This is a genomic window from Brevibacillus borstelensis (genome assembly GCF_036700025.1).
Classification (GTDB): Bacteria; Bacillota; Bacilli; order Brevibacillales; family Brevibacillaceae; genus Brevibacillus; species Brevibacillus borstelensis.
In genome coordinates this window covers 4,994,617-5,019,961 of record NZ_CP144922.1, presented here as the reverse complement: position 1 = coordinate 5,019,961, position 25,345 = coordinate 4,994,617, and the positions used below count along the sequence as shown (strand labels likewise).

Annotated in this window: 15 protein-coding genes and 1 pseudogene; 12 read left to right on the top strand and 4 right to left on the bottom strand. The window is 46.4% G+C overall.

The window, feature by feature from the left end; all coding sequences use genetic code 11:
• Positions 1-2 precede the first annotated feature (2 nt).
• The 9 genes from V5G20_RS24060 to V5G20_RS24020 all read left to right on the top strand — a co-directional run bounded on the left by V5G20_RS24060 (position 3) and on the right by V5G20_RS24020 (position 10,648).
• A complete protein-coding gene (locus V5G20_RS24060) occupies positions 3-1,700 on the top strand; it encodes an AlwI family type II restriction endonuclease (RefSeq protein ID WP_338462517.1) in 1,698 nt (565 codons plus the stop codon).
• Between the two features lie 198 nt (positions 1,701-1,898).
• The gene (locus V5G20_RS24055) at positions 1,899-2,408 is read left to right on the top strand and encodes a tetratricopeptide repeat protein (protein WP_003389375.1); all 510 of its coding nucleotides are present in this window, start codon (positions 1,899-1,901) and stop codon (positions 2,406-2,408) included.
• Between the two features lie 255 nt (positions 2,409-2,663).
• Positions 2,664-4,172 (top strand): IS21 family transposase, encoded by a 1,509-nt coding sequence (gene istA / locus V5G20_RS24050; protein WP_024985261.1) that lies wholly within the window; start codon positions 2,664-2,666, stop codon positions 4,170-4,172.
• Positions 4,169-4,912 carry an IS21-like element helper ATPase IstB gene (gene istB / locus V5G20_RS24045; RefSeq protein WP_227278642.1) on the top strand — a complete coding sequence of 248 codons (744 nt, stop codon included), beginning with the start codon at positions 4,169-4,171 and terminating at the stop codon, positions 4,910-4,912. The genes istA (V5G20_RS24050) and istB (V5G20_RS24045) overlap by 4 nt, the downstream gene beginning before the upstream one ends.
• Before the next feature lie 274 nt (positions 4,913-5,186).
• The gene (locus tag V5G20_RS24040) at positions 5,187-5,615 is read left to right on the top strand and encodes a VOC family protein (RefSeq protein WP_003389374.1); all 429 of its coding nucleotides are present in this window, start codon (positions 5,187-5,189) and stop codon (positions 5,613-5,615) included.
• Between the two features lie 593 nt (positions 5,616-6,208).
• The gene (locus V5G20_RS24035) at positions 6,209-6,820 is read left to right on the top strand and encodes a TetR/AcrR family transcriptional regulator (protein WP_003389369.1); all 612 of its coding nucleotides are present in this window, start codon (positions 6,209-6,211) and stop codon (positions 6,818-6,820) included.
• A 636-nt stretch (positions 6,821-7,456) separates the two neighbouring features.
• Positions 7,457-8,962 carry an IS21 family transposase gene (istA, locus tag V5G20_RS24030; RefSeq protein WP_023555239.1) on the top strand — a complete coding sequence of 502 codons (1,506 nt, stop codon included), beginning with the start codon at positions 7,457-7,459 and terminating at the stop codon, positions 8,960-8,962.
• Complete coding sequence (gene istB / locus V5G20_RS24025) at positions 8,959-9,687, top strand: IS21-like element helper ATPase IstB (RefSeq protein WP_023555238.1); 729 nt, start codon at positions 8,959-8,961, stop codon at positions 9,685-9,687. Before istA (V5G20_RS24030) ends, istB (V5G20_RS24025) begins: the two co-directional genes overlap by 4 nt.
• A gap of 37 nt (positions 9,688-9,724) precedes the next feature.
• A complete protein-coding gene (locus V5G20_RS24020) occupies positions 9,725-10,648 on the top strand; it encodes a hypothetical protein (RefSeq protein WP_338462514.1) in 924 nt (307 codons plus the stop codon).
• Positions 10,649-10,833: 185 nt separating this feature from the next.
• Here V5G20_RS24020 and V5G20_RS24015 read toward each other — a convergent pair whose 3' ends face one another.
• Positions 10,834-11,715: a GNAT family N-acetyltransferase gene (locus V5G20_RS24015; RefSeq protein WP_327925936.1), complete on the bottom strand. Its 882-nt coding sequence runs from the start codon at positions 11,713-11,715 to the stop codon at positions 10,834-10,836.
• Positions 11,716-12,010: 295 nt separating this feature from the next.
• Between V5G20_RS24015 and V5G20_RS24010 the strand changes: the two genes are divergently transcribed.
• Positions 12,011-12,583 (top strand): GNAT family N-acetyltransferase, encoded by a 573-nt coding sequence (locus V5G20_RS24010; RefSeq protein WP_031932061.1) that lies wholly within the window; start codon positions 12,011-12,013, stop codon positions 12,581-12,583.
• A 56-nt stretch (positions 12,584-12,639) separates the two neighbouring features.
• Here the strand turns inward: V5G20_RS24010 and V5G20_RS24005 are convergent.
• From V5G20_RS24005 to V5G20_RS23995, 3 genes and pseudogenes are all read right to left on the bottom strand, one after another.
• Positions 12,640-12,899, bottom strand: a pseudogene (locus V5G20_RS24005) (GNAT family N-acetyltransferase); the annotation flags it as partial.
• 182 nt (positions 12,900-13,081) lie between these two features.
• Complete coding sequence (locus tag V5G20_RS24000) at positions 13,082-14,521, bottom strand: serine hydrolase (protein ID WP_338462512.1); 1,440 nt, start codon at positions 14,519-14,521, stop codon at positions 13,082-13,084.
• Between the two features lie 272 nt (positions 14,522-14,793).
• Positions 14,794-15,444: a hypothetical protein gene (locus tag V5G20_RS23995; protein ID WP_003389363.1), complete on the bottom strand. Its 651-nt coding sequence runs from the start codon at positions 15,442-15,444 to the stop codon at positions 14,794-14,796.
• A gap of 438 nt (positions 15,445-15,882) precedes the next feature.
• Here V5G20_RS23995 and fabF point away from each other — a divergent pair, with 438 nt between their 5' ends.
• Complete coding sequence (gene fabF, locus V5G20_RS23990) at positions 15,883-17,124, top strand: beta-ketoacyl-ACP synthase II (protein ID WP_024984235.1); 1,242 nt, start codon at positions 15,883-15,885, stop codon at positions 17,122-17,124.
• A gap of 18 nt (positions 17,125-17,142) precedes the next feature.
• Positions 17,143-25,320 (top strand): amino acid adenylation domain-containing protein, encoded by an 8,178-nt coding sequence (locus V5G20_RS23985; protein WP_338462509.1) that lies wholly within the window; start codon positions 17,143-17,145, stop codon positions 25,318-25,320.
• Positions 25,321-25,345 lie beyond the last annotated feature (25 nt).

Sequence of the window (25,345 nt, the reverse complement as noted above, 5' to 3'; positions counted from 1 at the left end):
AAATGAAAAAGGCATGGTACATTGGCAATACAACAATAAGAAATCCTAAAAGGTTGAAAGACGGTCTAAGAGCGCTTTCCCAGTCTCCCCTCCACGGTAATCTTATTGGTAGAGAGAATGAGCTTGAATTTGCAAAGCTATTGGATTCAGAGGAAGTTGTCCGAGTCGAGCGGCTTCATGAAACTCCACCAAGAGACGCCAGTGATGTAGGGAGAAAATGGCGTGCCGCTCTAATGCAATTGGGATTTATCAAGCCAGCTTTTGCCGATCGCCCTTTTACGGTTACACCCAATGGATTACGCTTAATAAATGCGAATAGTCTACCATCTGAACAAGAATGTTTTCTAAGGGCATTATTAGCTCATCAAATTCCTTCACAAATTGAAAACTTTCCTAAACCAAAGTTCAGTCCTTTAAGGATAGTTCTTGAGATAATCACAGGGCTTGAGAGATCTGGTTTAGAGGCATGGATTAGCATGGATGAAATGGCCTCTATCGTGCAGTTAGTCCGAAGAATTGAAGACGTTGGCGATGCGGTAAAACGAATAGGGGAATTTCGAGAAAAATTGACCGAAATCGCTACCTTACGGGAACGGCGGGCATTTATAAACGAAATTAGAGAGTCGGTAGCATCCTATTTGGATAGTCAGCAAGCTTCTACCTTGAAAGATTATGCCGATACTAACTTCCGTTATCTCAAACTGACAGGATTATTTGTTGAGAATGGAAGAAGGCTAATCATAGCAGATCACAAAAAGACAATAGTGGAGCAAATTGTTTCCCAACCATACTCTCCAATATCTGATGAAGATTATTTAGAAACTTTGTGGAATGGGGCAAAATTGCCAACTGACAGCGCCCCTCAGGCTATTGAAGCTATTGAAGCGACGATTCATTTATTGGAAAGAAATGGTGAATCTGTCACTATTCCGAATTTAGATGAATTAGATGTAGCTGACCTATCGCATCTCCGTTTACAACTTGAGGATGATTGGTTAAAGGTCTTGGAGATGCAGTATGCGAAAAGACAACCTGAGGAATGGGAAGAAATTTTAACTTATTTACGTGCTCTTACTCAGTCAACTCGCACAAGCGGAGGTTTGATACCTCAAGGTGAGGCTCCTGCTTATTTTGAATGGGCTTTATGGAGAGCATTTCTGGCAATTAACTCTTTGGTAAATAAACCTTGGGAAGCAAGACGCTTTAGGATTGACCAAGAGTTTTTGCCTGTCGGAACCGCTCCAGGCGGGGGGCCAGATATGATATTTGAGTTTGATACGTTTGTGCTTGTGGCTGAAGTAACACTAACTACCTCATCTAGGCAAGAAGCGGCTGAAGGGGAACCAGTAAGAAGGCACGTTGCTCAACTTGTAGATCACTATTCTCAACAAGGCAAACGAGTCTATGGTCTATTTGTTGCCAACAAGGTGGACACTAATACAGCAGAAACTTATAGAATCGGTGTTTGGTACAGGCCAGATGATTCAAGAATGGCATTAGATATTGTTCCTTTGACGTTGACACAGTTTGCTGATTTATTCGAGGCAGGGTTCACAGGTAACAGGAAACTTGATTATAGGCTAGTTGAGCAAGTCATTAGGAATTGTCTTGTCGAGAGCAGGTCTGAGGCTCCTGAGTGGAAAAGACGCATTGATGAACAAATTAAGACCACTGTACTACAACTCCAAAGAAGTTCATAAGCTTTGTAGCCTGAGGGAATCCTCAGGCTACATTTGGTAGGGACACAATCGTATAATGATGCTGTTATCAGTGGATACTCCACACATGTGGAGTGTTGCTCGCTGTTAGTGCGGAGGGATATTGCTGTAAACTAAAAAATATATATTCCCCACTATAAAAAAGAGGCATTATGGGCTGAGCAGAACAGGAGGTAAACGATGACAAGAGATCGTTTAGCAGAAGCCATTCGCCTGCGGGAAGAAGGGCGGGCCAAGCAAGACCAGGTGATTCTGCAGGAAGCCAGAACACTTCTTTTAGAGTTGGCGGCAGCATACCCCGATGACGCGGAGATACTCTTTCAGACCGGTGTGGCGCATGACAACTCCGGGTTGGGGGCACAGGCCGTGCCGTACTATATACGTGCCCTTGAATTGGGCCTCTCGGGACCGGACCTGGAGAGATGTTTGCTCGGTCTGGGCAGCACCTGCCGCTATTTGGGAAACTACGAGCAAGCGGAGGAGGTACTGCGACGAGGTGTGAAAGAGTTTCCGCATAACCGGGCGATCCAGGTTTTGTACGCGATGGTTCTGTACAATACGGAGCGTTACAAGGAAGCAATGGAAATCGTTTTGACTAATTTGCTGGAGACCACAAATGATGAGAAACTTCAGTATTTCAAACGAGGACTATTATACTACTCAACGCATCTTGACGAAAGATCATCATGAATGAGCAACCAAGTTTAAACGTACTGTTAAGTTTGACGAGATACATTTCTAAACTCCACCATACGTATACATAACGCAGCCAATTCGGCTGTGTTTTTTTCGCAGTTCGTGGAGTTGATGAAGGGGCAGATCGTGTGAATGCTAATCTAATAATTGACCACCTAGTGGTACATTGCTCATAAAAAAGTTGACCACCTGAGCACCTCTTTCCTGTATCTTGAAGTTGTCGGACCACAAGATATAGGAGGAAAGGAAATGCTTCAGATGGCTAATTACGAGTTTATCAGGAAACAACACATTCTGCTAGGAAAGTCGATTCGCCAAATTTCTCGAGAGACCGGCTATTCCCGTCAAGTGATACGAAAGGCTTTGAAATCCTCTGAGATTCCTGTGTATCAGCTTTCAAAACCGAAGCCAAAGCCAGTCATTGATTCTGTCAAGCCCATCATCTTGGAGTGGCTGCATCAAGATGAACAAGCTCCCCCGAAGCAGCGTCATACTGCCAAACGCATTTACCAGAGACTCGTTGACGAACATGGATTCACCGGCGGTGAATCTACTGTACGACGCTACGTCAGAGAGTTGCGGGTTTCTCCCCCTAAAGCATTTGTCCCTCTCGATTTCCCGCCAGGGCGCTTTGCTCAATTTGACTGGGGTGAGGTTACGGTTCATTTACAAGGGAAACAAGTAAAGGTTCAAGTCTTTTGTATGCGTTGCACATACAGCAGAAAGATTTTTATCAAAACATTTGCTCATCAGAAGCAAGAGGCTCTTCTCCAAGGTCATGTAGATGCTTTTGAATTTTTCGGTGCTGTTCCCCAAGTCATCACATACGACAACCTGACAACAGCCGTTAAGAAGGTATTGGAGGGTAAAAATCGCGAGGAACAAGAGCGATTTACTCAGCTACGTGCCCACTACCTGTTTGAAAGCTATTTCTGTGATCCCGGAAAAGGGCATCAAAAAGGCCAGGTGGAAAACCTCGTACAGTTTGCTCAGAGGCAATTTTTTACCCCTGTACCCAGTGTTTCTTCTCTGGAGGAGCTCAATCAAATCCTCCTCGAAAAATGTATCTCTTACGAGAATACAACCGTTCCAAGGTCTTCACTAACGGTTGGAGAAGCATTTGCTCAAGAGTTGCCTATCATGCTTCCATTGCCTCCACGGCCATTGGATTGTTTCCGTGTTGTACCCGTGAAAAGCAATACGCTATCCATGATCCACATTGAGAAAAATGCCTATTCCGTCCCCGTTTCCTATGCATCGACCCAGCTTACTTGCCGAGTGTTTGCTGAAAAAGTTGAGGTGTATCACGGAAAAAGCCTGATTGCGACGCATGAGCGGTGTTTGGAAAAGGGAAAGGAGATTTTGCAATACGATCATTATCTGGATTTACTTCTTATTCGTCCAGGAGCAGTTCTTTATGCTAGACCATTGCATCAGGCAGGATTACCCGCCATTTACCAAAAGTTCTTGGACAAGTGCCGCAACCGACCAGGAGGGATGAAGGAGTTCGTTCGACTCTTGCTTTTGCACCGTGAATTCGATACTTCTCTTGTCGAAGAAGCACTGGAGGAGGCCTGCCAAAAAGGGATGTTCCAATATGATGCCGTAAGGCAATTATTGTTTCAGCGAACATTGCCGGAACACCGTCTACCCCAACTCTCGTTGGTGGAGGATAGCTCTGTTCCACGTATTCAGGTAAAGGCCCCAGATCTTAGCCAGTACAATCGTTTGTTACAGAAAAGGAGTGTGGTTCATTGAGTACGAGTTTCTTGCTTGAAACCTATGCGAAACGCCTTCGCTTACCTGCGATTAAACGTGTCTATAAGGAAATTGCCCATGATGCTGCTGAACGGCAAATTCCCTACGAGGAGTTCCTCTTAGCCCTACTAGAGCAAGAAGTTCAGCAAAGGGATGCTAACCAAATCGCCAGTCGCATCAAGCATGCCAAATTCCCTTCTATGAAAACGATCGATCAATTTGAATTCTCAGCCATTCCGTCTCTCAACAAGCCCAAATTGCTTCAACTGGCTCGCTGTGAGTACATCGAAAAGACAGAGAACATCATGTTTATCGGAAACTCTGGCACTGGCAAAACTCATCTCTCCATTGCACTCGGGAAGGAAGCTTGCCATCATGGCTATTCCGTCCAGTTTTGGACTGCCGCTAAAATATGCAATGAGCTTATGGAAGCTCAGTCCCAAAAGCGAATTCTCCAGCTAGAGAGGCAATGGTTGAAAACAGATTTGATTATTTTGGATGAAGTCGGGTTTGTCCCTCTCAGTCGGACCGGGGCGGAGTTATTATTCCAATTTTGTGCGGCCCGCTATGAGAAAGGAAGCATGATCATTACCAGTAATCTGGAATTTACGGAATGGACACAGATTTTCAAAGATGAGCAAATGACGTCAGCCCTGGTTGATCGGCTTACCCATCGTGCCCACATCTTTGCAATGAATGGGGACAGTTATCGCTTTAAACAGAGCATTCAAAGATCGTGATCATGAAAAAGTTACCCACCCGACGGGTGGATTGATTTTTGCCATGGTGGTCAATTTTTTGATGAGCACTGTGGTCAACATTTTGGTTGACATTCACACAGATCGGATGCTTCGTTCCACACGTAGTTTGCCTGGCAGGACGAGCAAGACAACGAAATTGTCGATGAAATTGCTGGGTGCAACAATACGAGACGATCCAGAAGTCAGAATTACTCATTTACATACATTCTGTATGTATGTATAATGAGCTTACCATACCGAAAGGGGTTTTATCATGAAAGTATCCAGCTTTTATCCCGTCGTTCTAACAGAGCAAGTTGCAACCACGGCCGCATTTTACATAGAACACTTCGGATTTGAGAAGGTCTTCGAGGCGGATTGGTATGTAAGCTTGAAAATGTCCGGCAATGACATCCCATTCGAGTTGGCAATTCTCGACGCAGCTCATCCAACCATTCCCGACGAGTATAGAAAGAAAGTAAAAGGGTTAATCCTTAACTTTGAAGTTGACGACGTTGATGCCGAATACGAACGTCTGATACGGGGAGCCAAGCTTCCCCTCGAGCTTGAGATCCGAAGCGAGGATTTTGGACAGCGGCATTTCATTACTTCCGACCCCAACGGAGTCTTGATCGATGTCATAACCGTCATTCCTCCGACAGGTGATTTCAACAGCCAATATGTCGAAGAAATCTGGAAATAAGGGGCCGCCAACATTGGGAGTGAGCAGGGAATGTTCACTGAAGGTTACTTCCTGATGCCTGTCGCCAATTTCGTGGAACCATATGGGGTGAGCATTTCCAGATTTTAATGGACGCCTTGTATGAAATTACAAAACGCCATACCGCGGAATATGCAATCCGCCCTTATCTCTACTGCTATCCGGAGAAATGTATGGAGACACTTAAAACCTGGTCGTACGATCCCAATTTTCATGTGCGTCGTTTGGTCAGTGAAGAAACTCGACCTCGTCTTCCTTGGGCGAAGCGGATGAACGCACTCGGCGGAGATCCCTTGCGAAATCTTGACTTGCTTGAGCCTTTGTTGAATGACGGTTTGGGCTATGTCAGACGGTCTGTGGCCAATCATGTGAATGATTTGACGAAGGATTACAAACGGGTCACTATAACATGGATAGCCGATAAGCTGTGCAGGGGGTGGGAACATGGTCCGAGCGTGGTCCGCCTTGCATTAAGGTCGCAAGTGAAGTCCGGAGATCCGGATGCGTTGGCAATAATAAAGGAACTGTAGTAATCTTGGGAGCATATGTGTTGATGAATGGAGAAGTTGTTTAACATGAGGAGAAGCAAAGCGGAGACAACGGAAACGATACGTAAATTGATCGAAATCGCCAGAACCCATTTTACCGAGTATGGTTATGCGAATACGGTATTGGAATCGATTGTCCATGAAGCGAAACTAACGCGAGGCGCGGTTTATCATCATTTTCGCAGCAAGAAGGAATTGTTTCGAGCCGTATTGGAAGATGTCCAACGAGAAGTTGCCAAGAGAGTGGAAGCGGAAGCCTCGACGAGCGAAGATCCATGGCAGCAGCTCTACTTAGGTTGCCGGGCATTCATTATGGCTGCTGTTGAAGAGAGCAATAGGCGAATCATGTTGGTAGACGGTCCGGCGGTTCTCGGTTGGGAAACCTGGAGGGAAATGGACCAGAACCACTCCATGCGTTTATTGAGAGAGCAGCTTGCTATCATGCAGAAACAAGGACATTTTCGAATGATTCCCCTCGATGTCCTGACCCATTTTATTTCGGGCGGTTTGAATGAAGCGGCCCTCTGGCTTGCCAATGAATCCGCGCAGCCGAAAGCTTTGGATGAAACAATGGAGGTTCTTTCTGTTTTCTTGGAAGGATTCAAGCAAAATACAATTCACTCCCCCGGTGCGACGTGAACCAGCTTATGGTAGTGAAATTGGTGAGTGGGAGAACGCATCGCTGGCAACGATACGGTTTAGGGTTAGATTCTCCCTTGTCTCACCACACAGACCAAAGATATAGGTAATTTCCCAATATTTACGTACACAAGTCATGTGGGGAGTGTGGCGCTACTATTTTGATGTTCTATTGCCCAAACCTAAACGAAAACATCTTTACTAGAATCAGGCTATTTTATTGGACAGGACGCTTCAATTGTGTTGTTTACTATGCGTCAGGAATGATTCATAACAAGTTCTACCGGTTCGATCCCCTTCCAACCATTGGAAGGGTTTTTGTCTTTAAAATGGAATAATAGTCCAAGTCAAGCCGATTGAACGGAGGAGTACAATGGGACACCGAGCGAATCTGATCATTGTGAGAAATCATTCATACGAGTTGTATTACAGCCACTGGTGTGCAAACACCTTGCCAAAAAATATATTTTGGGGAGAACAATACGCTATTGTTTATGGCAGGATAAAAGTGCAGAGAATTGCGGCGGAAAACTGCAGAGTTCCACCGCAATTCTGAGGCCATGAAAAAGGCACTTGCCAACATCCCCCTACAAAATCTACCCTTGGATTTGGCTAGAATCTGAGGGAGTGAGAGGAATGTTGAAAGTGCCACAACAACAGTATATCCGATTTTTGCGGGAAGTCGAAGGGTGTTCGATTCAGGAAATTGCGGAACGTGTCCAGGTGAATTGGCGAACCGCCAAGAAATATGCGGATCGCGACGATTGGAATGAACCGGTATGCAAGCGAAAAGGCCGCCATCCGGTGTTGGGACCGTACTTAGAGATTATTGACACATGGCTGGAGGATGATGAGCGTCTTCCACGCAAGCAACGCCATACAGCCGTCCGCATGTTTCAGCGGTTACGGGATGAGTACGGCTTCCCTGGCGGGCAGCGAACGGTATCCGAATATGTCTCCAAACGGAAGAAAGCCATGGCAGCCGAACGAGCCGAACATTTTGAGCGTTTGGAGCATCCAGGCGGGGAAGCCCAGGCTGACTTTGGGACGGTGTACGTGGTCAAGTCGGGAGAACTGGTGGAGCGGAAAGTATTGACCCTGTCGTTTCCGTACAGCAATGCCGCCTTTGTGTTCCCGGTTCCGAAAGAAAACACGGAATGCTTTCTGGAGGCCTTAGGGCGGCTATTTCAGCAAATGGGAGGGGTTCCTCGCAAGATTTGGTTTGACAACTTGTCCGCTGCTGTTGTGTCCATCCAGCAAGGCGGAAAACGAGAGTGTACGGAAGCGTTTCGGCGTTTCTGCGCCCATTACCGCTTTGAGCCCCTGTTTTGCAATCCATACAGCGGCCATGAGAAAGGCCATGTGGAAAACAAAGTGGGGTATGGACGCCGGAACTGGTGTGTTCCGCCACCGGTTATCGATACGCCGGAACAACTGGAGACGTATTTGGCGGAAGCTGCCCGTGCGGATATGCAGCGCCCTCACTATGTGAAAAAGCAAACCATTGCCGAGTTGTGGAAGCAAGAAAAATGCAAGCTGCTGACGCTGCCGACGACACCGCTGGAGATTTTCCGGCTGGAGACGTGCCACCTGAACAAATACGCTGAGCTGTCGTTTGACGCGGCTCTCTTCCCGTTGCCGCAGTGTCGGGCCATGCAGCCGGTTTTGGTGAAAGTCAAGTGGGATGTGCTGGAGGTGTTAACGGCAGACGGGACATACACCCCGATTGTGACATTGCCTCGTCCCTATACGGAGAAAGTCATTCCAGTAGATTGGAAGGCGGTATTGAAGAGATATGAAAAACGCCCGCGGGCGGTGATGTATTCTTCCTTTACCAATATGATGCCTCAGGCGCTCCAAACGTTTTTGACGGTGGAAGACATGAATGCACGAAAAGCACGAATTCGCCTGCTCCATCGATTGCTCGACACCTATACGTTGAAGGAAATCGGGCAAGTACTGGGAGAATTGTCGCATCAGCAAGAGCATCTGGCTGTTGCCTTGGAGCATGCCCTTTACGCGATAAAACACCCTGTTTTCCGCCCGGAACCGTTTTCAGAGTCGCATACACCCCCTGCCCTTCACGGGCAGATACCCATACTGGATGAGTACGACCGGATCCTGGGGGTGAGGGTGGAATGAGAGAAGAGCTGGCAAAGGTGTGCAAAACTTTGCATTTGGCGCATGTGATGGAAACCTATGAACAGGTGCCGTTTGAAGATCGGGAGAGCTTCTTGCTGGGAGTCTTGCGGATGGAGATTCAACGGCGGGAGGAGACAAAGCTGAAGCGACTGATAAAGAAAGCCGCGTTTCCCCAACTGAAGACACTGGAAGATTACGCTTTTGAGGCAGTCACCTTACCGGAAACATGTACAAAGGAGGGATTGATCGACCTACGTTTTTTGGAGCGCAAGGAAAATGTGCTGATGCTGGGAAAAGTGGGCACGGGGAAGACCCATCTGGCAACAGCGCTTGGCGTAGAGGCGTGCCGAAGGGGATATGCCGTTCGATTCTTCCGTGTTCCCGATCTGGTTGCGCTCTTGCAGGAAAAACACGCGAATGGGGCACTGATGCGGTTTCAAAAAGAACTGGCAGACTGTGAGTTGTTGATTTTGGACGAGGTTGGGTTTGTTCCCTTTCACCAAACGGGGGCTGAGCTGTTGTTTCATGTTATCTCGGCCTGCTATGAGAGAAACAGTGTGATTGTGACGTCGAATTTGGAGTTTGGGCAGTGGAATACGGTGTTTGGAGATACGCGATTGACGGCAGCCCTTGTGGATCGCCTCGTCCACCACGCCCATATTCTGGCGTTTACCGGAGAAAGCTACCGACTGCGCCATGCTCTATCCAGCATGAAGTCTTCCTAAATTCTTTTGTATTGATGTTGGCAGTGTTCTGCATAAATTGGCCGCCAAACTCTGCATTTTTGAGTTGCAAAATACAGCTATCAAATTTATCGAAATGCAGACGAAGGTAGATGAGTCTGGATGGTTGAATGATGCTTGGGCTGAAGGCGGAGCCATTCTTGATGCAGATAAAAAAAAGGTAATGTTCTATGGGGGCGAAGATATACGCTACAACATTCCGCTAAGAGATCTCTATGTAAAACTTATGGGATACATTTGGGAGGGGTGGGAAATCAAATGGGCTTACGAAGGTATTGTAGACCTGGCAGCCTACGTAGGTTACCCAAAGGAAAAAGTGCTAACGGGTCGTAAAAACGATTGCGCTCATACGAGCTTAGCTCCTCCGGAGGAGAAAGACTGGGTTGATACAGTGGCAAGCGTAAAGTTTTCTCCAAACGAAATGCTACTGTTTCCATTATGGGGAGGGATCGATAATTATTTGCCATATGGACCTGATTTGGTAAATCGAATAGATAAAGCCTATGGGTATCCACGTATATCTTTAAGTGAATGGTCCCATGATTTTCCGATCGGAGGCTTCCATATTGATATGGAACGGAGAAGATTGGAATTTTGGCATGCAAATGTAATCCCAAACATCTCCCAACAACTTCAAGAGAAATGGTCTGATTGGGAGGTTGTCAATCATTATGGAGATTACGAATCGCAATGCAGGTGTACAGACGGGCTGTTGCAGTTCCAGGATATGAGCCACCATCACTTGCTGGAGACCTTGAAGACTCAACTGCTGAAAGAATCATCGAATCCAGTGGATTCATTAGCTCTCTTCGTTCAAAAAGAGGCAGAGGCAGGAAAAAAGGTAGAAGTAAACCCTTACGCTTTGAAGCATGACACATATGAGCTGTCCAGGAATGTGAAAGAACAAATACTAGACGAAGCTATGGAGAAGCTACAATTCTAGTACACGGAGCCCTCCCGACAGAGTGTATTGCTGAATGATCGGGTCGACAAATGGAACAACTGAGAGGTTTACACTACAGCAGGGGAGAAAGCGGGGGAACTGCTGGTCTGAAAGGCAGCCGAAAGTCCCTCGAAAGAAATTATGCTTCAAAAAAACTGCCCGACCAAAAGCGGGCAGTTTTGACATCAAGCAATGGATGTGATCGGATGTTTAACGTATGGGGGGTAGATGTTACCCTCATTTGCTCTTACAAATAAACCGCCATCATAGATCTCGCTTTTTACTTCGATCCCCTCATAGTCAGGAGTGAAATGGAACGTTACTTTTTCCGTATCGCTGCCTGCAATCTTGGTCAAAATATCGTGAATGTTGACTTCCTTCGTGCTAATGACATCGAAAAGATCGAGGTAATTGTTTTCCTTTTTATAGATCGCAAGAACGTCCTCGTTTTCCAAGTAATACAGATCGTCGCCAAATACGTTCAGGCAATAAAACATGAAGATTCCTTGAGCGCCATCCGTTCCAAAACGCTGAGAAACAGGCAGCCTTTCTGAAGCAAGCCTGTAAATGAAACGAAGATCAGCTTCATCCTTTACAGTAAGCTTTCGAATGCCTGTATCCGCACTAGGGCTCGGACTTGGCGTAAAATCCATCGAAAAGAGATGCTCTTCTGCCGGTTTGAATCCAAACCGGGGATAAAAATCGAGAACCGTTTTGTTCGCAAAAAGGTACATGAAATCATACTGATTTTCATATTCCTCTAAAACCTTGTTCATCAACCTTGCAGACAGTCCCTGTTTTCGATATTCCGGATGAGTCATGACCGTTCCGATTTGTATCGCTTTTTTCTTCTCGCCATCCATAATGAGCGAAAGCAGGTTAACAGAAACATTTGCGACAACGGTTTCTCCCTCAACAAATGAAAAGGGTATGTACCGTTCATTCCAAAACCCTTTTTGATACCACGTTTCAAATTGGATGCCAAAAGTGCTGGCAGCAAGTTCGGATAAACTCCTTCGAAGTGCCTCGTTGGTTTTATAATCCTTCATAAATGCAAGTTCACGCATTCCAGTTGCCCCCTGAATTAAAAAGTTGAGGATAAACAGGCAGTTCGAGCAAGCTTCTCTCCTAGCTTACCACTGTCACACCTCGCCGGCTTATGAAGATTGACGATTACTTGCGTGGAATATAGCGTGTTTCAGCAAAAAGGAAAAGGGAAAAAGTGGAGAGTGAGCGAAAGTAACATTATCCCAATCAGCCATTTCACCGTAATTCTCGGGATGATCTTAGGCAATTGCGAAAAGCCTGCTGTTACAATACTTGTAGCACGATACCAACGACGCCGAAAGGGAAGGATCACGTATGGATATGAATGCCGTTTTCGATGAGTTTCCGATCATAAAATCCGACCGTTTCATCCTGAAAAAGATTGATGCCAATCATCTGGAGGATGTATTTGAGATTTACAGCAATGACAAGGTGTTTGAATATTGCGGAATCATCCCGAAGCACAATAAAGAGACGGTGAAGTCGATGATCGGGCATTTTGAGAGGGACTTCAATAAAAAGTCCCGAGTAAAATGGGGCATATTCACTCATGTTGAAAGCGACAAACTGGTTGGCATCATCGAAGCATTCGATTTTAACCAGAAGGTGAATATGGTGACGATCGGGTACTTTTTGGCGGAAGCGCACTGGGGGAAAGGGATTGCTACAGAGGCTGTGAAAGCATTGGTACGATTTCTGTTTCATGAAGTGAACGTAAACCGAATACAGGCCGAAGTCATGCCTCCAAACGAAATTTCAAAGAAGGTATTGATAAAGAATGGGTTTGTCAAAGAAGGCACACTGCGACAAGCAACCGTATGGTCGGGGAAGGGCGTAGTTGATCTGGAGATCTACAGCATTCTAAAAAATGAGTATAAAAATGAATAAAACAAAAGGGTTTGATATGTATTTGACACAAAAAAACGGAAAGCGGGGAAAAAAGGGCGCGTACCAATTCCCTTCCCGTGCTGATCAGGGGCGACGAACAGCATCTCGAATTTCGGCCCATTCAGTCCAATAAATCCGGTTGGTTCTTGAAGCTCGTTTACTGCCACCCAGACCTCAAGTTCTTTCATTGCTTCGTTTTGAACGATGTTTTTGTAAAACTGAATATCTTCTTCTGTCAGGAAAGTGTGGGTGGAACTACAGCCCGATACCAAATATCTACCAATCTTTCATGATCTTTTTCTTGGCAGCCGGCAATTTCACCCTCCCATAATATGCTGACAAACAAATCAGCCTCTTCAAACGAGAAGAGGCTGAATCCTTTTTTCCTGCCATCGTATTTCCTTCACATTGCACATCTTGCGAGTAGCGAAGCGGCATAAATCCAACGTTCAGATTGTTTGTCTCAAAATGCTTGAACTGTTATACGAAAAGATAATCCTACTCGTCTTTGAACAATTCAACAATCTCCCGGAAGACCGTAATCTCTTCTCCCAAATCCTCTTCAGAAGAATTCACGCTAGTCTTCACGATAATCATATTTTCATTCTGGTTGACGTAAATATTTTGTCCATAAATGCCATTGGCCAAAATTTCCTTATTGTCCGGGTCGGGGCTTGGCGGAATCCACCATTGATACTTGTAGAATGGGAAACCTTCACTGCCGATATACGTTTCTTTTACCCAATCCTCGGAGATGATCTGTTTTCCGTTCCAGTTGCCGTTATTCAAGTACAGCCGGCCAAACTTGGCGTAATCCCGCAGGGAGGCATTCAGATAGGCAAACGTCATGTCATCGCCGTGCAGGTCGGTGTTCCAGTATGCGGAGTGTTCCATGCCGAGCGGCTTCCAGATTTTTTCCTCCAGATATTTGGATGGCTGCTTGCCTGTTGTTTTCTTGATGAGCATGCCAAGCACTTGCGTATCGGACCCTTTGTAGGTAAAGGTGCCGGGGGATGCGTCCGAAGGCAGGGTCGTCATCATCTCATTGAAGGATTCCTTCTCCACAAATAGTCGATTGTACCATTCGGTGATAAAAGGCTCTTCATAGACCGGATATTTGACGCCGGAAGCCATGTTGAGAATATCCTTGATCGATACGCCGTCATAACCGGAATCCTTCAGCTCCGGAAGATAATCCGTGATGGGATCATCGACGCTGTTTATGTAGCCTTCGTCAATGGCGATGCCGACCAGCGCAGAGGTAAACGACTTGGACATGGACCAGGATGTATTCAATGTTTTCTGGCTATTTCCGTGGTAATATCGCTCGGTAACGATTTTATCGTCTTTGATGACAAGCAGGCCGGTTGTTACCGTTCGCTTCAGCAGATCTTCAAATTTGTGCTGCTGCTTGTTGTAGGTATAGGTGAAATTGGGCAAATCGCGGAGCTTCTTTTTGAACGTAAAGGTGTTCTTCTTATCGTTTTTGATCTTGTGGCTGGGAAAAATTTTATTCATGGATCGGAAGTTTTTAATGATTTTATCTTTGTCAAAAAGTGTTAAAAATTTGGTGTGATCATACTTGGAACGAACGGAAGACTCGTTATCCTCTTCGATAACAGAATCTTCGAGATTGCCCTCTTCGGTAACAGAATCGTCGAGGCTGCCGTCCTCGGTAACGGAATCTCCGACGCCATCTTCTTCGGTAACGGAATCTTCCAGGCTGTCTTCTTCAGTAACGGAATCTCCGAGACTATCTTCTGCGGTATCAGAATCTCCGACACGATCATCCTCTTGGTCGAGGTCTTGTCCGATCTGAGAATCAGGATTAGGTGTTTGTGCAGATGCATGCGATGGCAAAAGAAAAGAGTGAGTGGTGAGTACACCTACCAACAAGGCGCTGACTGCCAGTGGCAACAACTTCTTTTTCTTGGACATGAATAGAAAACACTCCTTTTTATTTTGTAACAACATCACAAATATGTATATATATTACATTGCAATTCCGGTAAGAACAACAATTTATTTGAAAATATAAAAACTTTTAAAAAATTCTTTAAAAAACCGTTAGACTTCTGGCCACTGGAGTGTTCTTGAAATAGAGTGGAAACTCTTGCTTCTTGAGATAGTTGCATGAAAAAAAGCGACCGCCAAGAAGCATAGAGGACATTTCTTGGCGGTTGTTTCTGTTTGGAGTATGGAATGTGTGTTCATAACAGGCCACGAGACTTCTCGCTTTTCGGAAATACGGTATACGACAGAGCGAATATGCTGTCGATGACAAAAATCAAGGTCCAAATCCTGCTGAGGTTATTGACTGTCGGATTGGCAAAAGGCAGGAGGCCTTCCTTGGCTGAGAAAAATTCACGGAAAAAATCGCCCATACTTGTTATTTCGTAGAACCGTGAGGACAGCCCGAACAAAAAATAGAAAACCAGGTGGGCTATTGCATAGACAGAGAAGTGAATGTAAAAATGTTTCCGTTCTTTTTGGGCGTGTTCCCTTCCCACCAGCTTCTTCGGCGGTTCGATATTGGGAGCAGGCAGTCCCTTCCACTTGGCAACATAGATTTGGATATAGTAATCAAGCTTTTTGAAGTCGCTTTTTCCATACGTGATGGCATATACAAAAACAACCAGCACAACGATTTGATAACTGGAAAACTGCCCTGTATGCAAGTAGTCAAAAAAACCTAAAGAAGCGATCCATAGGTCATTGACGATAAACAGCAGAAAAAAAACAAAGCTGAGAGTTTTTTTGCCGAACCAATATCTGGCGATCAAGAACGTAATGATGGAAACCCAAAAGATGACTTCCGCGACAATAAGGAAAGCCCATTTATGCGTTAAAATATAATCCATTTGCTGCCTCCTTTTAAAAAAAGTGTGCGAGTACATGCTGTGTTTATTCAACATGCTGATATAACCAGGTAAACAATCCCTCCCATCCTTTTTTCCCTGAACATAGATGAACTTGCCAGGAAGGCACTGTTCCTTTTTTCAAGGAATGGAGCAATCCTTTCGCCATTCCCTACTGAATTGTATGTGGCCGGGCTTTTTGCAGTAATCATTGGCTGTTGCTCACGATTTATATACTGAGAGTATACACCACATGGTGCTTTTATCAAGAAAATAATGTAAAAATAGGGATTTAGATACTTTGTATGCTCCCAGCTATGGGATGAATGAATTACTTCCCTTGCAATCGTTGGGTTGTAAATTGTTGCGGGATTTACGGATGTCTGAGAAAACCTCCCTTTGTATGATAGGTGTAAATTGTTGGAATAAAGGGGACTCATCATGAAAAAACGTGTAGTTGTTACCGGGATGGGTGTCGTTACGCCAATAGGAGTAGGTGTCAAAACTTTTTGGGAAAACGTTGTACGGGGCGTGAGCGGGGTTGACTACATTCAAGCTTTTGATGCCGAAGGGTTTCCGACGACTATCGGTGCAGAAGTAAAAGGCCTTGACCTCGATGAATGGTTTACCCCAAAAGAAAAAAACCGGATGGAAACTTTTACACAGTATGCGATCGTGGCTGCCAGGCAAGCTATCTCCCAGGCAAAATTGGACATGCGTCAACTAGACCCCTACCGCGTGGGAGTGATTGTCGGAACAGGCATGGGTGGAACGAGGCTCATTCTGGAAAACTATCAGGACCTGCTTCAGCACGGGTATCGAAAAGTCAGCTCTTACTTGGCATTTGCCTCGCTGGTGGATGCCCCGACAAGCGAAGTTTCGATCATGGTAGGGGCAAAAGGCAAAAGCGGGGCCTGGGGTTCCGCATGTGCAACAGGAAACAACTGTATTGGCGAAGGCTGCCGAGCGATTCAATACGGAGAAGCAGATGTTATGATTGCCGGCGGAACGGAAGGCCAATTCACGCCTATTGACTTGGCCTCTTTTTGTAAAATAAAGGCTTTATCCACTCGGAACGACAATCCGCAAGCGGCCAGCCGCCCTTTTGACAAGGACCGGGACGGCTTCGTGATTGGTGCGGGATCGGGAATTGTTGTGCTGGAGTCGGAGGAGTCTGCCAAGAAAAGAGGAGCCACGATCCTCGCGGAAGTAGCCGGATACGGCTCCACTACAGATGCCTATCACGTCACGGCACCTGATCCGGAAGCGAAAAGCGCGATTATGGCGATGAAAAATGCAATTGCGGATGCCAATCTTGCACCTGCTGACATCGACTACATCAATGCCCACGGTTCCAGTACGCGATTGAACGACCAAATCGAAACGCTGGCGATAAAGAAGCTGTTTGGTGAAAAGGCCAGGTCCATTCCCGTCAGCTCCATAAAGTCGATGACAGGGCATTTGCTGGCAGGGGCCAGTGCAGTCGAGCTGATTGCCTGCATCCTGACTCTGCAGCATCAAATCGTGCCGCCAACGATTAACCTCCACGAGCCCGATGAAGGATTCGATCTCAACTATGTGCCAAATGAGGCGCAGGCGCATCGAGTACGGGCCGTTTTGAACAACTCGTTTGGTTTTGGCGGGTACAATGCTTGTATCGTTGTTAAGGAATGGCAAGGGTAAGTTGTGGGAGGGAGAGCTATGAGCGTGATTCATATACAAGAAAATCGCATGAAGCTAGAGCAGTTTTCCAACATGGACGCATGCATTCATCATTTGATCGAACAGCAGGCGGCGATGACACCCAATCAGACAGCAGTCATTTATGAAGCAAGTGAGCTCAGTTATCAGCAGTTGAATGAAAAAGCCAATCAGTTTGCTCATTACCTGGTACAATGCGGGCTGCAAATTGAAGAGCCTGTCGCTGTTTGCATGGACCGCTCTCTGGAGATGGTCATTGTATTGCTGGGAGTGCTAAAGGCCGGAGGCGCCTACGTTCCCATTGACCCGAACTATCCGAAAAAACGTTTGGAATATATGTTGACGGATGCGAAGGCCCCCATCATTGTTACGACGCAGAGCAGAGAAATGATCTTTGCGGATCAGCAATTGGGAGATGCAAAGCTTGTTGTTGTCGACAAAGGGGAGGAATGGAGCAAGCAGCCCTCCCGTAATCTTGACATACCAATGACAGGCGACAACCTCATCTACATGATTTATACGTCGGGCTCCACTGGAAATCCCAAAGGGGTCATGAATACACACCGGGCTTTAAACAACCGTCTGCAGTGGATGCAAAAAGAGTTTCAATTAAACAGTTCTGATCGCATCCTGCAAAAAACGCCGTTCAGCTTCGATGTGTCAGTCTGGGAATTTTTTTGGCCGTTGCTTGCCGGGGCAACCCTTGTCATGGCCAGACCAGAAGCGCATAAAGATCCCGAATATCTGATCCAAACCGTTCAAGCGATGAACATTACGACCATGCACTTCGTACCGTCCATGCTGCAAATTTTTCTCGATACGTATCAAACAGAAACGCCGCTCCCGTCTCTCAAGCGGATTATTTGCAGCGGGGAAGCACTGACGAAGTCGATGGAGCTCGCCTTTTTCTCAAAATTTGACAAGGTTGAGCTGTACAACTTATACGGTCCCACAGAAGCGGCTATCGATGTCACCTACTGGAAGTGCACAGGCGATAAACGTGAAAAGGCAGTGCCCATCGGGTTTCCGATCAGCAATATTCGCTTGCATATTATCGATGGGGAAAACCTGATAACGGAGCCAGGGGTCGCAGGCGAACTGCATATTGGCGGAATCGGACTTGCAAGAGGCTACCATAACAAACCGGAGCTGACCGAGGAAAAATTTATTGCTGATCCCTTCCACGAAGGCGAGCGTCTGTACAAAACGGGCGATTTGTGCAGATACCGCGAAGACGGTGCCATCGAATATATCGGCAGGATCGATTTCCAAGTAAAAATACGCGGATACCGGATTGAACTGGGTGAAATTGAAGCAGCCATGGAGCGCTTGCCCAATATCAAGCAGTGTGTCGTTACTGCCGTTCGCGAAGGCGACCACACCTTCCTTGTTGCTTATGTGACCGTCCTGGACGACGAGAAATGGGAAGAAAATAGCGTTCGTAAACAAATGGAGGAGCAGCTGCCTGATTATATGATTCCTTCATTTTTTGTCCGCTTGGATGGGTTCCCCTTATCGTCCAATGGAAAGGTTGATCGAAAAAGTCTGCCTGCTCCCCAGAAAAACAGGATTGTTCCTGCAGAGCGTCAACCACAAACGGAGACCGAAAAAATAGTGGCTTCATTTTGGAAAGAGCTTCTGTTTTTAGACGATGTAGGTATTGATACACCGTTTCTCCATGTGGGGGGCAACTCGCTTTTTGCTGCCCGTTTTGTGACTCGCTTAAAGCAGCGGCTGCCAATCCATCTTACGTTGAAAGATGTTTTTCAGCATCCTACCATTCGTCAATTGAGTGCATTTATCGATTCACAATCTTTTATCTCGGAAGAGCAGACTTTGCTGCCGGCGAAGAACGACGAGAAGAAAAGAGAGTTGTCGTTTGCGCAAAAGCGGCTCTGGTTTATTAATGAATGGCAGGGAACCAGCTCCTTGTACAACTTGCCTACCTATTTCGAAATAACAGGACCCTTGCAGTACGATGCTTTTCTTGCCAGTCTGGAGCATTTGCTTGCGCGGCATGAAGTATTAAGGGTCAACTTTATCGAAGAGGACGGTCGTCCTTTCCAAGTGATTGATGATTCGAAGAAAAGCAATTTGGAACGGATCTCTTTATCTGATCAGCCGTATGAGTTAGCGAAACAAACAGCGCTGCAAGCGATGGAAGAAGACGCGAAGATTCCATTCGAACTGACATCCGACCCGCTGTATCGGTTTAAGCTGTATAAGCTGTCTGATAACCAGCATCTCTTTTATTACAATGTTCATCATATCGTCTGGGATGGCTGGTCGAACTATGTTTTCCAATCAGACCTTCTCAAGAAATACAACGAAATAGTAGGCGGCACAGACTGTGAAGTACAGGAAGCTATGGAAGGGCAGGTCCAATATAGTGACTACGTGACCTGGCAGAATGCTTTTATTGATTCCCCGGTTTACCGGGAGCAGATGGACTTTTGGAAAACACAACTGGGCACCGAGGCTCCTTCTATCAAGTTGATGGCGAATCAGAAGAAGACGCATCCGGATGGTCATAATGGGGCCGTCAGCACGTTCCAGATTCCGAACCAGGTGTTAGAGCAACTGAAAGCGTTTTGCAAACAGAACAATACGACCCTTTTCATGGCGATGCTTTCGCTCTTTAAATTGTTGATTTATCGCTTGTCACAGGAAAAGGACATTGCGATTGGGACAACGGCTGCAGGGCGAAATCACGCCAAACTGGAAGGGTTGCTCGGATTTTTTGTAAACACATTGGTGATTCGAAATGAAATTCGCGAAGGCACCAGCTTTGTTGAACTTGTCCAGCAAGTAAGCGATACGGCGGTAAAAGCGTTCTCCCATGGAGACGTTCCTTTTGACAAAGTGGTGGAGGAGCTTCAACCGCATCGTTCAGTCAACCAGCAGCCTCTGTTTCAATATATGTTCACCTTCCAGGATTTCGCGTTTGACCCGGCGCAGGGAAATCAACTGGCGGTCAGCGAACCGATTTCGCTCCATAACGACACCGCCAAGTTTGATCTGACGCTGTTCATGGAACGGAGTGGCGAAGAATATATCGGAAAATGGGAATATCGGACAGACCTGTTTGAGGAAGAGACGATCAAACGATTTAGTTCGCATTTCCTGCAGCTATGTGAGCGAGTATTGGCACAGCCATATACTGCTGTTGAACAGCTTCCCGTGCTGAGCGAGAGAGAAAAGGCGTTCATGATTCACACGTTAAATGAGACAGCATGCGAATTTCCGGATGTTGCCTTGCATGAATGGTTTGAAGCCCAGGCGATGAAAACGCCGGACAACATCGCCGCCGAGTATGAAGGGGAGTGCCTGACCTACAGGGAGCTTGATGAGAAGGCGAATCAACTGGCTCACTTGCTCCGTGAAAAGGGCGTAGCTCCCGACACGCCGGTAGGCTTATGCATGGAACGGTCTTTGGAACTGGTCGTGTCCATGATGGGAATCCTGAAAGCGGGCGGTGCTTTTCTGCCGATTGATACGGAAGTCCCTTGGGAACGGGCTTACGCCATTTTGCGGGATGCGGGGGCTTCGATTTGCATAACGCAGCCAGGGACAAGGCTGCAGGAAACAAAAGATATCGAGCTGCTTTCCTATCTGATGCAGGAGAGCCTTTTGGAAGGATATCCAGTCACGAAACCGGATGTTCAAGTCACCCCTGACCATCTCGTTTCGATCTATTACACATCAGGCTCAACGGGAAAACCCAAAGGCGTCAGCAACACGCATAAAGGCTGGGTTAACCGGATGAATTGGATGCAGAACAAGCATCGTCTACAGGCACACGAAGTCGCATTGCAGAAAACAATCCTGACGTTTGATGATTCCGCCGTCGAGATTTTCTGGCCGTTGACAGTCGGAGCGAAGATCGCGTTTCTGCCCAAAGGAGCGCACCGGGACCCGGTCAGTATTATCGAATATGCAATCAAGCACAACGTTTCCTTGCTTCAGTTTGTTCCGAGCATGCTGAAAATGGTGCTGGAGCAAATCACACCGGTTCAAAGACAGCAGTTGACGAACCTGCGCATTGTCGTATCCAGCGGGGAAGCATTGCATGCCGACGTGGTCCGCTCGTTCTATGAAAAGATGCCAGGCAAGCTGTTCAACACATGGGGAGCTACGGAGGTCTCGATTGATTCCACATGTTTTGATTGCGAGCCGGATGTGGAGAACAGCTCTGAAATTGTTTCCGTCGGACGTCCGATCGACAATAACCGCATTTATGTACTGGACAAGTTTTTAGAACCGGTTCCGCCTGGCGTCCCTGGTGATTTATACATTGCCGGCATCGGCCTGGCCAGAGGCTATATCAACAATCCGGAAAGAACGGCTCAGTCCTTTATTCCCGATCCGTTTTATCCGGGGGAGTTCATGTACCGAACCGGTGATAGAGGGTACTTGAAACCAGATGGAAACATTATGTTCCTCGGCCGCCAGGACAATCAAATCAAGCTAAGAGGAATGCGTGTCGAACTCGGTGAGATCGAAACCACGCTGAGGGCTATCGCGGGGGTTTCCGAAGCTGTCGTCATCGTCCATAAAACCGAGTCTGACATTCAATATTTGGCTGCCTACTATACGTCCGCAGAAGGCGACATACAACCCGGCGTATTAAAGCATGAGCTGAAAAAGGTGCTGCCTGATTATATGGTTCCCAGCTATTACGTTCAACTGCAGGCGTTCCCGTTAAATGCGAATGGGAAAATCGATCGGCACCAACTGCCAAAACCATCCGAGCAAAATCTTGCTGCTGTTGGCGCTTACGTTGCCCCCAAGAACGACAAGGAACAAGCTATTTTGTCCATTTGGCTTGAGAAATTGGGCGTACAAAAAATAGGAGTCCAAGATAACTTCTTCGAGTTAGGCGGACATTCCTTATTAGCGGTTCAGATTATCTCGGAAGTAAATAAAAAGTTTGAGTCAAGGCTTTACGTGAAAGACCTGTTCGAAAATCCAACGATTGAAACATTGGCTGGCGTTTTGGAAAAGCGCAAGAACAGTGATGCGAGCAGCCCGGTTATGGAATTGGCTGATCGCAATCAACCGTTCCCTCTTTCGGATGCCCAAAAGCGGATTTGGTTTTTAGACCAGCTCTACCAAGACACAAAACATAATATGCCGCTCGTTTTAAAATTCCATGGATCTGTCGATTCAGAGAGATTGCAGGATTGCCTGAACCAACTGATTGACAGGCATGAATCATTGCGCACCGCTTTTCTCAATAAAAACGGCGAGCCAATCCAACGCATCTTGCCCCACGCCACAATATCTTTGCAGGTGGAAGAGTGGGGAGATCGGGAATTGCAACAGATCGTGCGACGAGAAATGTCCAGTCCGTTTGATCTTGCTGCGGCACCCTTGGTCAGAGGCACTCTGGTGAAAGGGAAGTCGGCGGATGTCCTGGTGCTTACCTTCCATCATATTATCAGTGATGGCTGGTCTCTAAAGGTTGTGAAAGAAGAGCTTCTGAAGCTGTATGCGGGTGAACGGACATTTTTAGAGGAAAAGCCTGTGCAATATGTGGACTACCTGTTAAGACACAACGATTTTATCAATCAGGCGGAATATCAGGAGCAGCTTTCCTATTGGAAGAAAAAGTTTGACGGAGAGATTCCCTTGCTTCAGCTTCCCATTAGCAGAAGCCGGCAAAGAGAGAGCAAGACGGGAAATGAAACGCTGAGAAAATCTTTGTCCATGCAAGTATCAAGCGACATAAAAGCTTTCAGTCAGGAACAGAGAGTCACACCTTTTATGACGCTGCTATCCGTATTCGGCGTACTGCTGTCCAGACTGTCCCAGCAAACCGATTTGATCATCGGCACTCCCGTAGTCAATCGGAATACCTCAGAATTGGAGAAGTCCGTAGGTCTCTATTTGAATACATTGCCATTGCGGATGGAACTTGATGCAAATGCGACATACAGAGATGTGTTGGATCAGGCAAAACAGACGGTGCTGGAGGCGTTTGCCAATCAGGATATTCCTTTTGAAAAAATTGTGGAAGAAGTGAATCCGAAGCGGAACCTTAACCGCAATCCGTTATTTGATGTGTCCATTAACTATCGCAGCTTCGATGAACCTAAGACATACGCAGCCGATAATGTGGTCGTGGAAGAGATCGAAGTGGATGAAATTGAATCGAAGTTCTTCATGACGCTCTATATTGAGGAAGCCGCAGACGGATTCCATCTAACGCTCGCCTATCAAAATCAATTGTTTGAAAAAGAGCGGATGGCTGAGTTTCTGAATCAGTATATCCACTTGTTGCAGCAGGCGATGAAACTGGCAGATCAATCCATCCAATCCTACTCATTGGTCACTGAACAAGCCAAACGCATTTTGCCTGACCCAACGGCGAGACTTCAACAGATCGATTATCCACGTATTATTGAACAAGTGAAGTACTGGAGTGAGCAGGCTCCCCATCAGGTTGCCGTAGAAGATAACGAAAAATCGTATACCTATCGGGAATTGTTCCAAGATTCCCTGCGGATTGCAAAAGGTTTGCGCCGCCGAAATGTACATTCCGGAGATGTAGTAGCTCTATATGGAGATAGAAGCTATGAAATGATTATCTCGATGATGGGCGTACATTTGGCAGATGCCATTTTTATGAACATGGACACGCAAGTACCGGAAAAAAGATTCGAGTCCATGCTACAGATTGCAAACGCACGCGTGATCGTAACGAGCGAGACACTGGGCCAAACATACAAAGACGCACTGGCAGCAAGTGGAGTCCAATCATTTGAAGTGAGCGACCTGCTAAAAGAAGAAGCGGAGACGGGCACTGATCTGCCTCCAGCATATACTTGTCCGGATGCCTATATTTTCTTTACATCAGGAACAACGGGAGAGCCGAAAGGAATCCTGGGTACGCACAACAGTATTTCTCACTTCTTGAACTGGCAGCGGCAAGAATTCGGTGTCACGACTAAGGATCGCAACGCGCAGCTCATTCACATTACATTTGATGCGTACCTGCGAGATGTCTTTTTGCCATTGACAAGTGGAGCGTCTCTCTTCATTCCTTCGAAGCAAGAAACAGATATGCTCGATTGGCTGGCGAAAAAAGAGATTACGATGCTCCATACGGTCCCATCGCTCGCGGGCCATTGGCTCAAGCAACCAGCAAAGACAAAGTCATTGCCGTCATTGCGACATGTATTTTTTTCAGGAGAACCTTTGCTTGCCAGTCTCGTTCATGCTTGGCGTGAAATCACGGATGCCCAAATGAATAATTTCTATGGCCAGACAGAGACGACTCTGATCAAGTGCTTCTATGTAGTTCCAAAGGAGCTTGCCGAAGAGGTCCAGCCGCTAGGCAATCCAATGCCAGACACGCAATTGCTGATTGTCAATCAGGAAAAACAGCTATGCGGGATTGGGGAACCTGGAGAGATAATGGTTCGCACTCCTTATCGGACGAAAGGATATTTGAATAAGGAACTAGAGGCGTTTATCCCCAACTTTTTTGATCCAGAAGATGATATTTACTTGTATCGCAGCGGTGACATGGGACGCTATCGACCGGATGGAAGCTTGGAAATCATAGGTCGAGCAGACGATCAAATCAAAATAAGGGGCGTCCGTATCGATAAAAACGAGATTGTCGCAGCTATTCTGAGACAGCCATACACGAAACAGTGCATCATTTTAGATGCAAAACAAGCAGATGAGATCCAGTTGAATGCCTATATCGTAATGGAGGACGGCCACAAGCTCTATCCGGATCAGCTGCGGAAAGTTTTGCGCAATGAATTGCCACTGGTTATGATTCCGAACCGATTTATCCAGATTGATGAGGTGCCTGTAACCTCCATAGGCAAAATCGATCGAAAAAAACTGGCGGCTCTTGAAGTTTTTGAAGAGGCAGAATCAGATGACGTTTTCCAAACTCCTTTGGAAATGGAGCTGGGAAAAATTTGGACAAAGTTGTTGCCTGTGTCATCCGTAGGGCCCAACAGCAATTTCTTTGAATGCGGGGGGCATTCTCTGCTCATTGTAAAAATGATATCACGCATAGACAGCCTCGGTTATGAGATCAGCTTAATGGATGTCTTCGAATATCCCACGATCAGAGGCTTAGCTGCCCTCATGCCAGAGAGAAAGAAAAAGGATCTATCTATTCGAAAAGTCACACGGATTAAGCAAAAGTTATAAACTTCATTATGAATGAAGGCAGGGA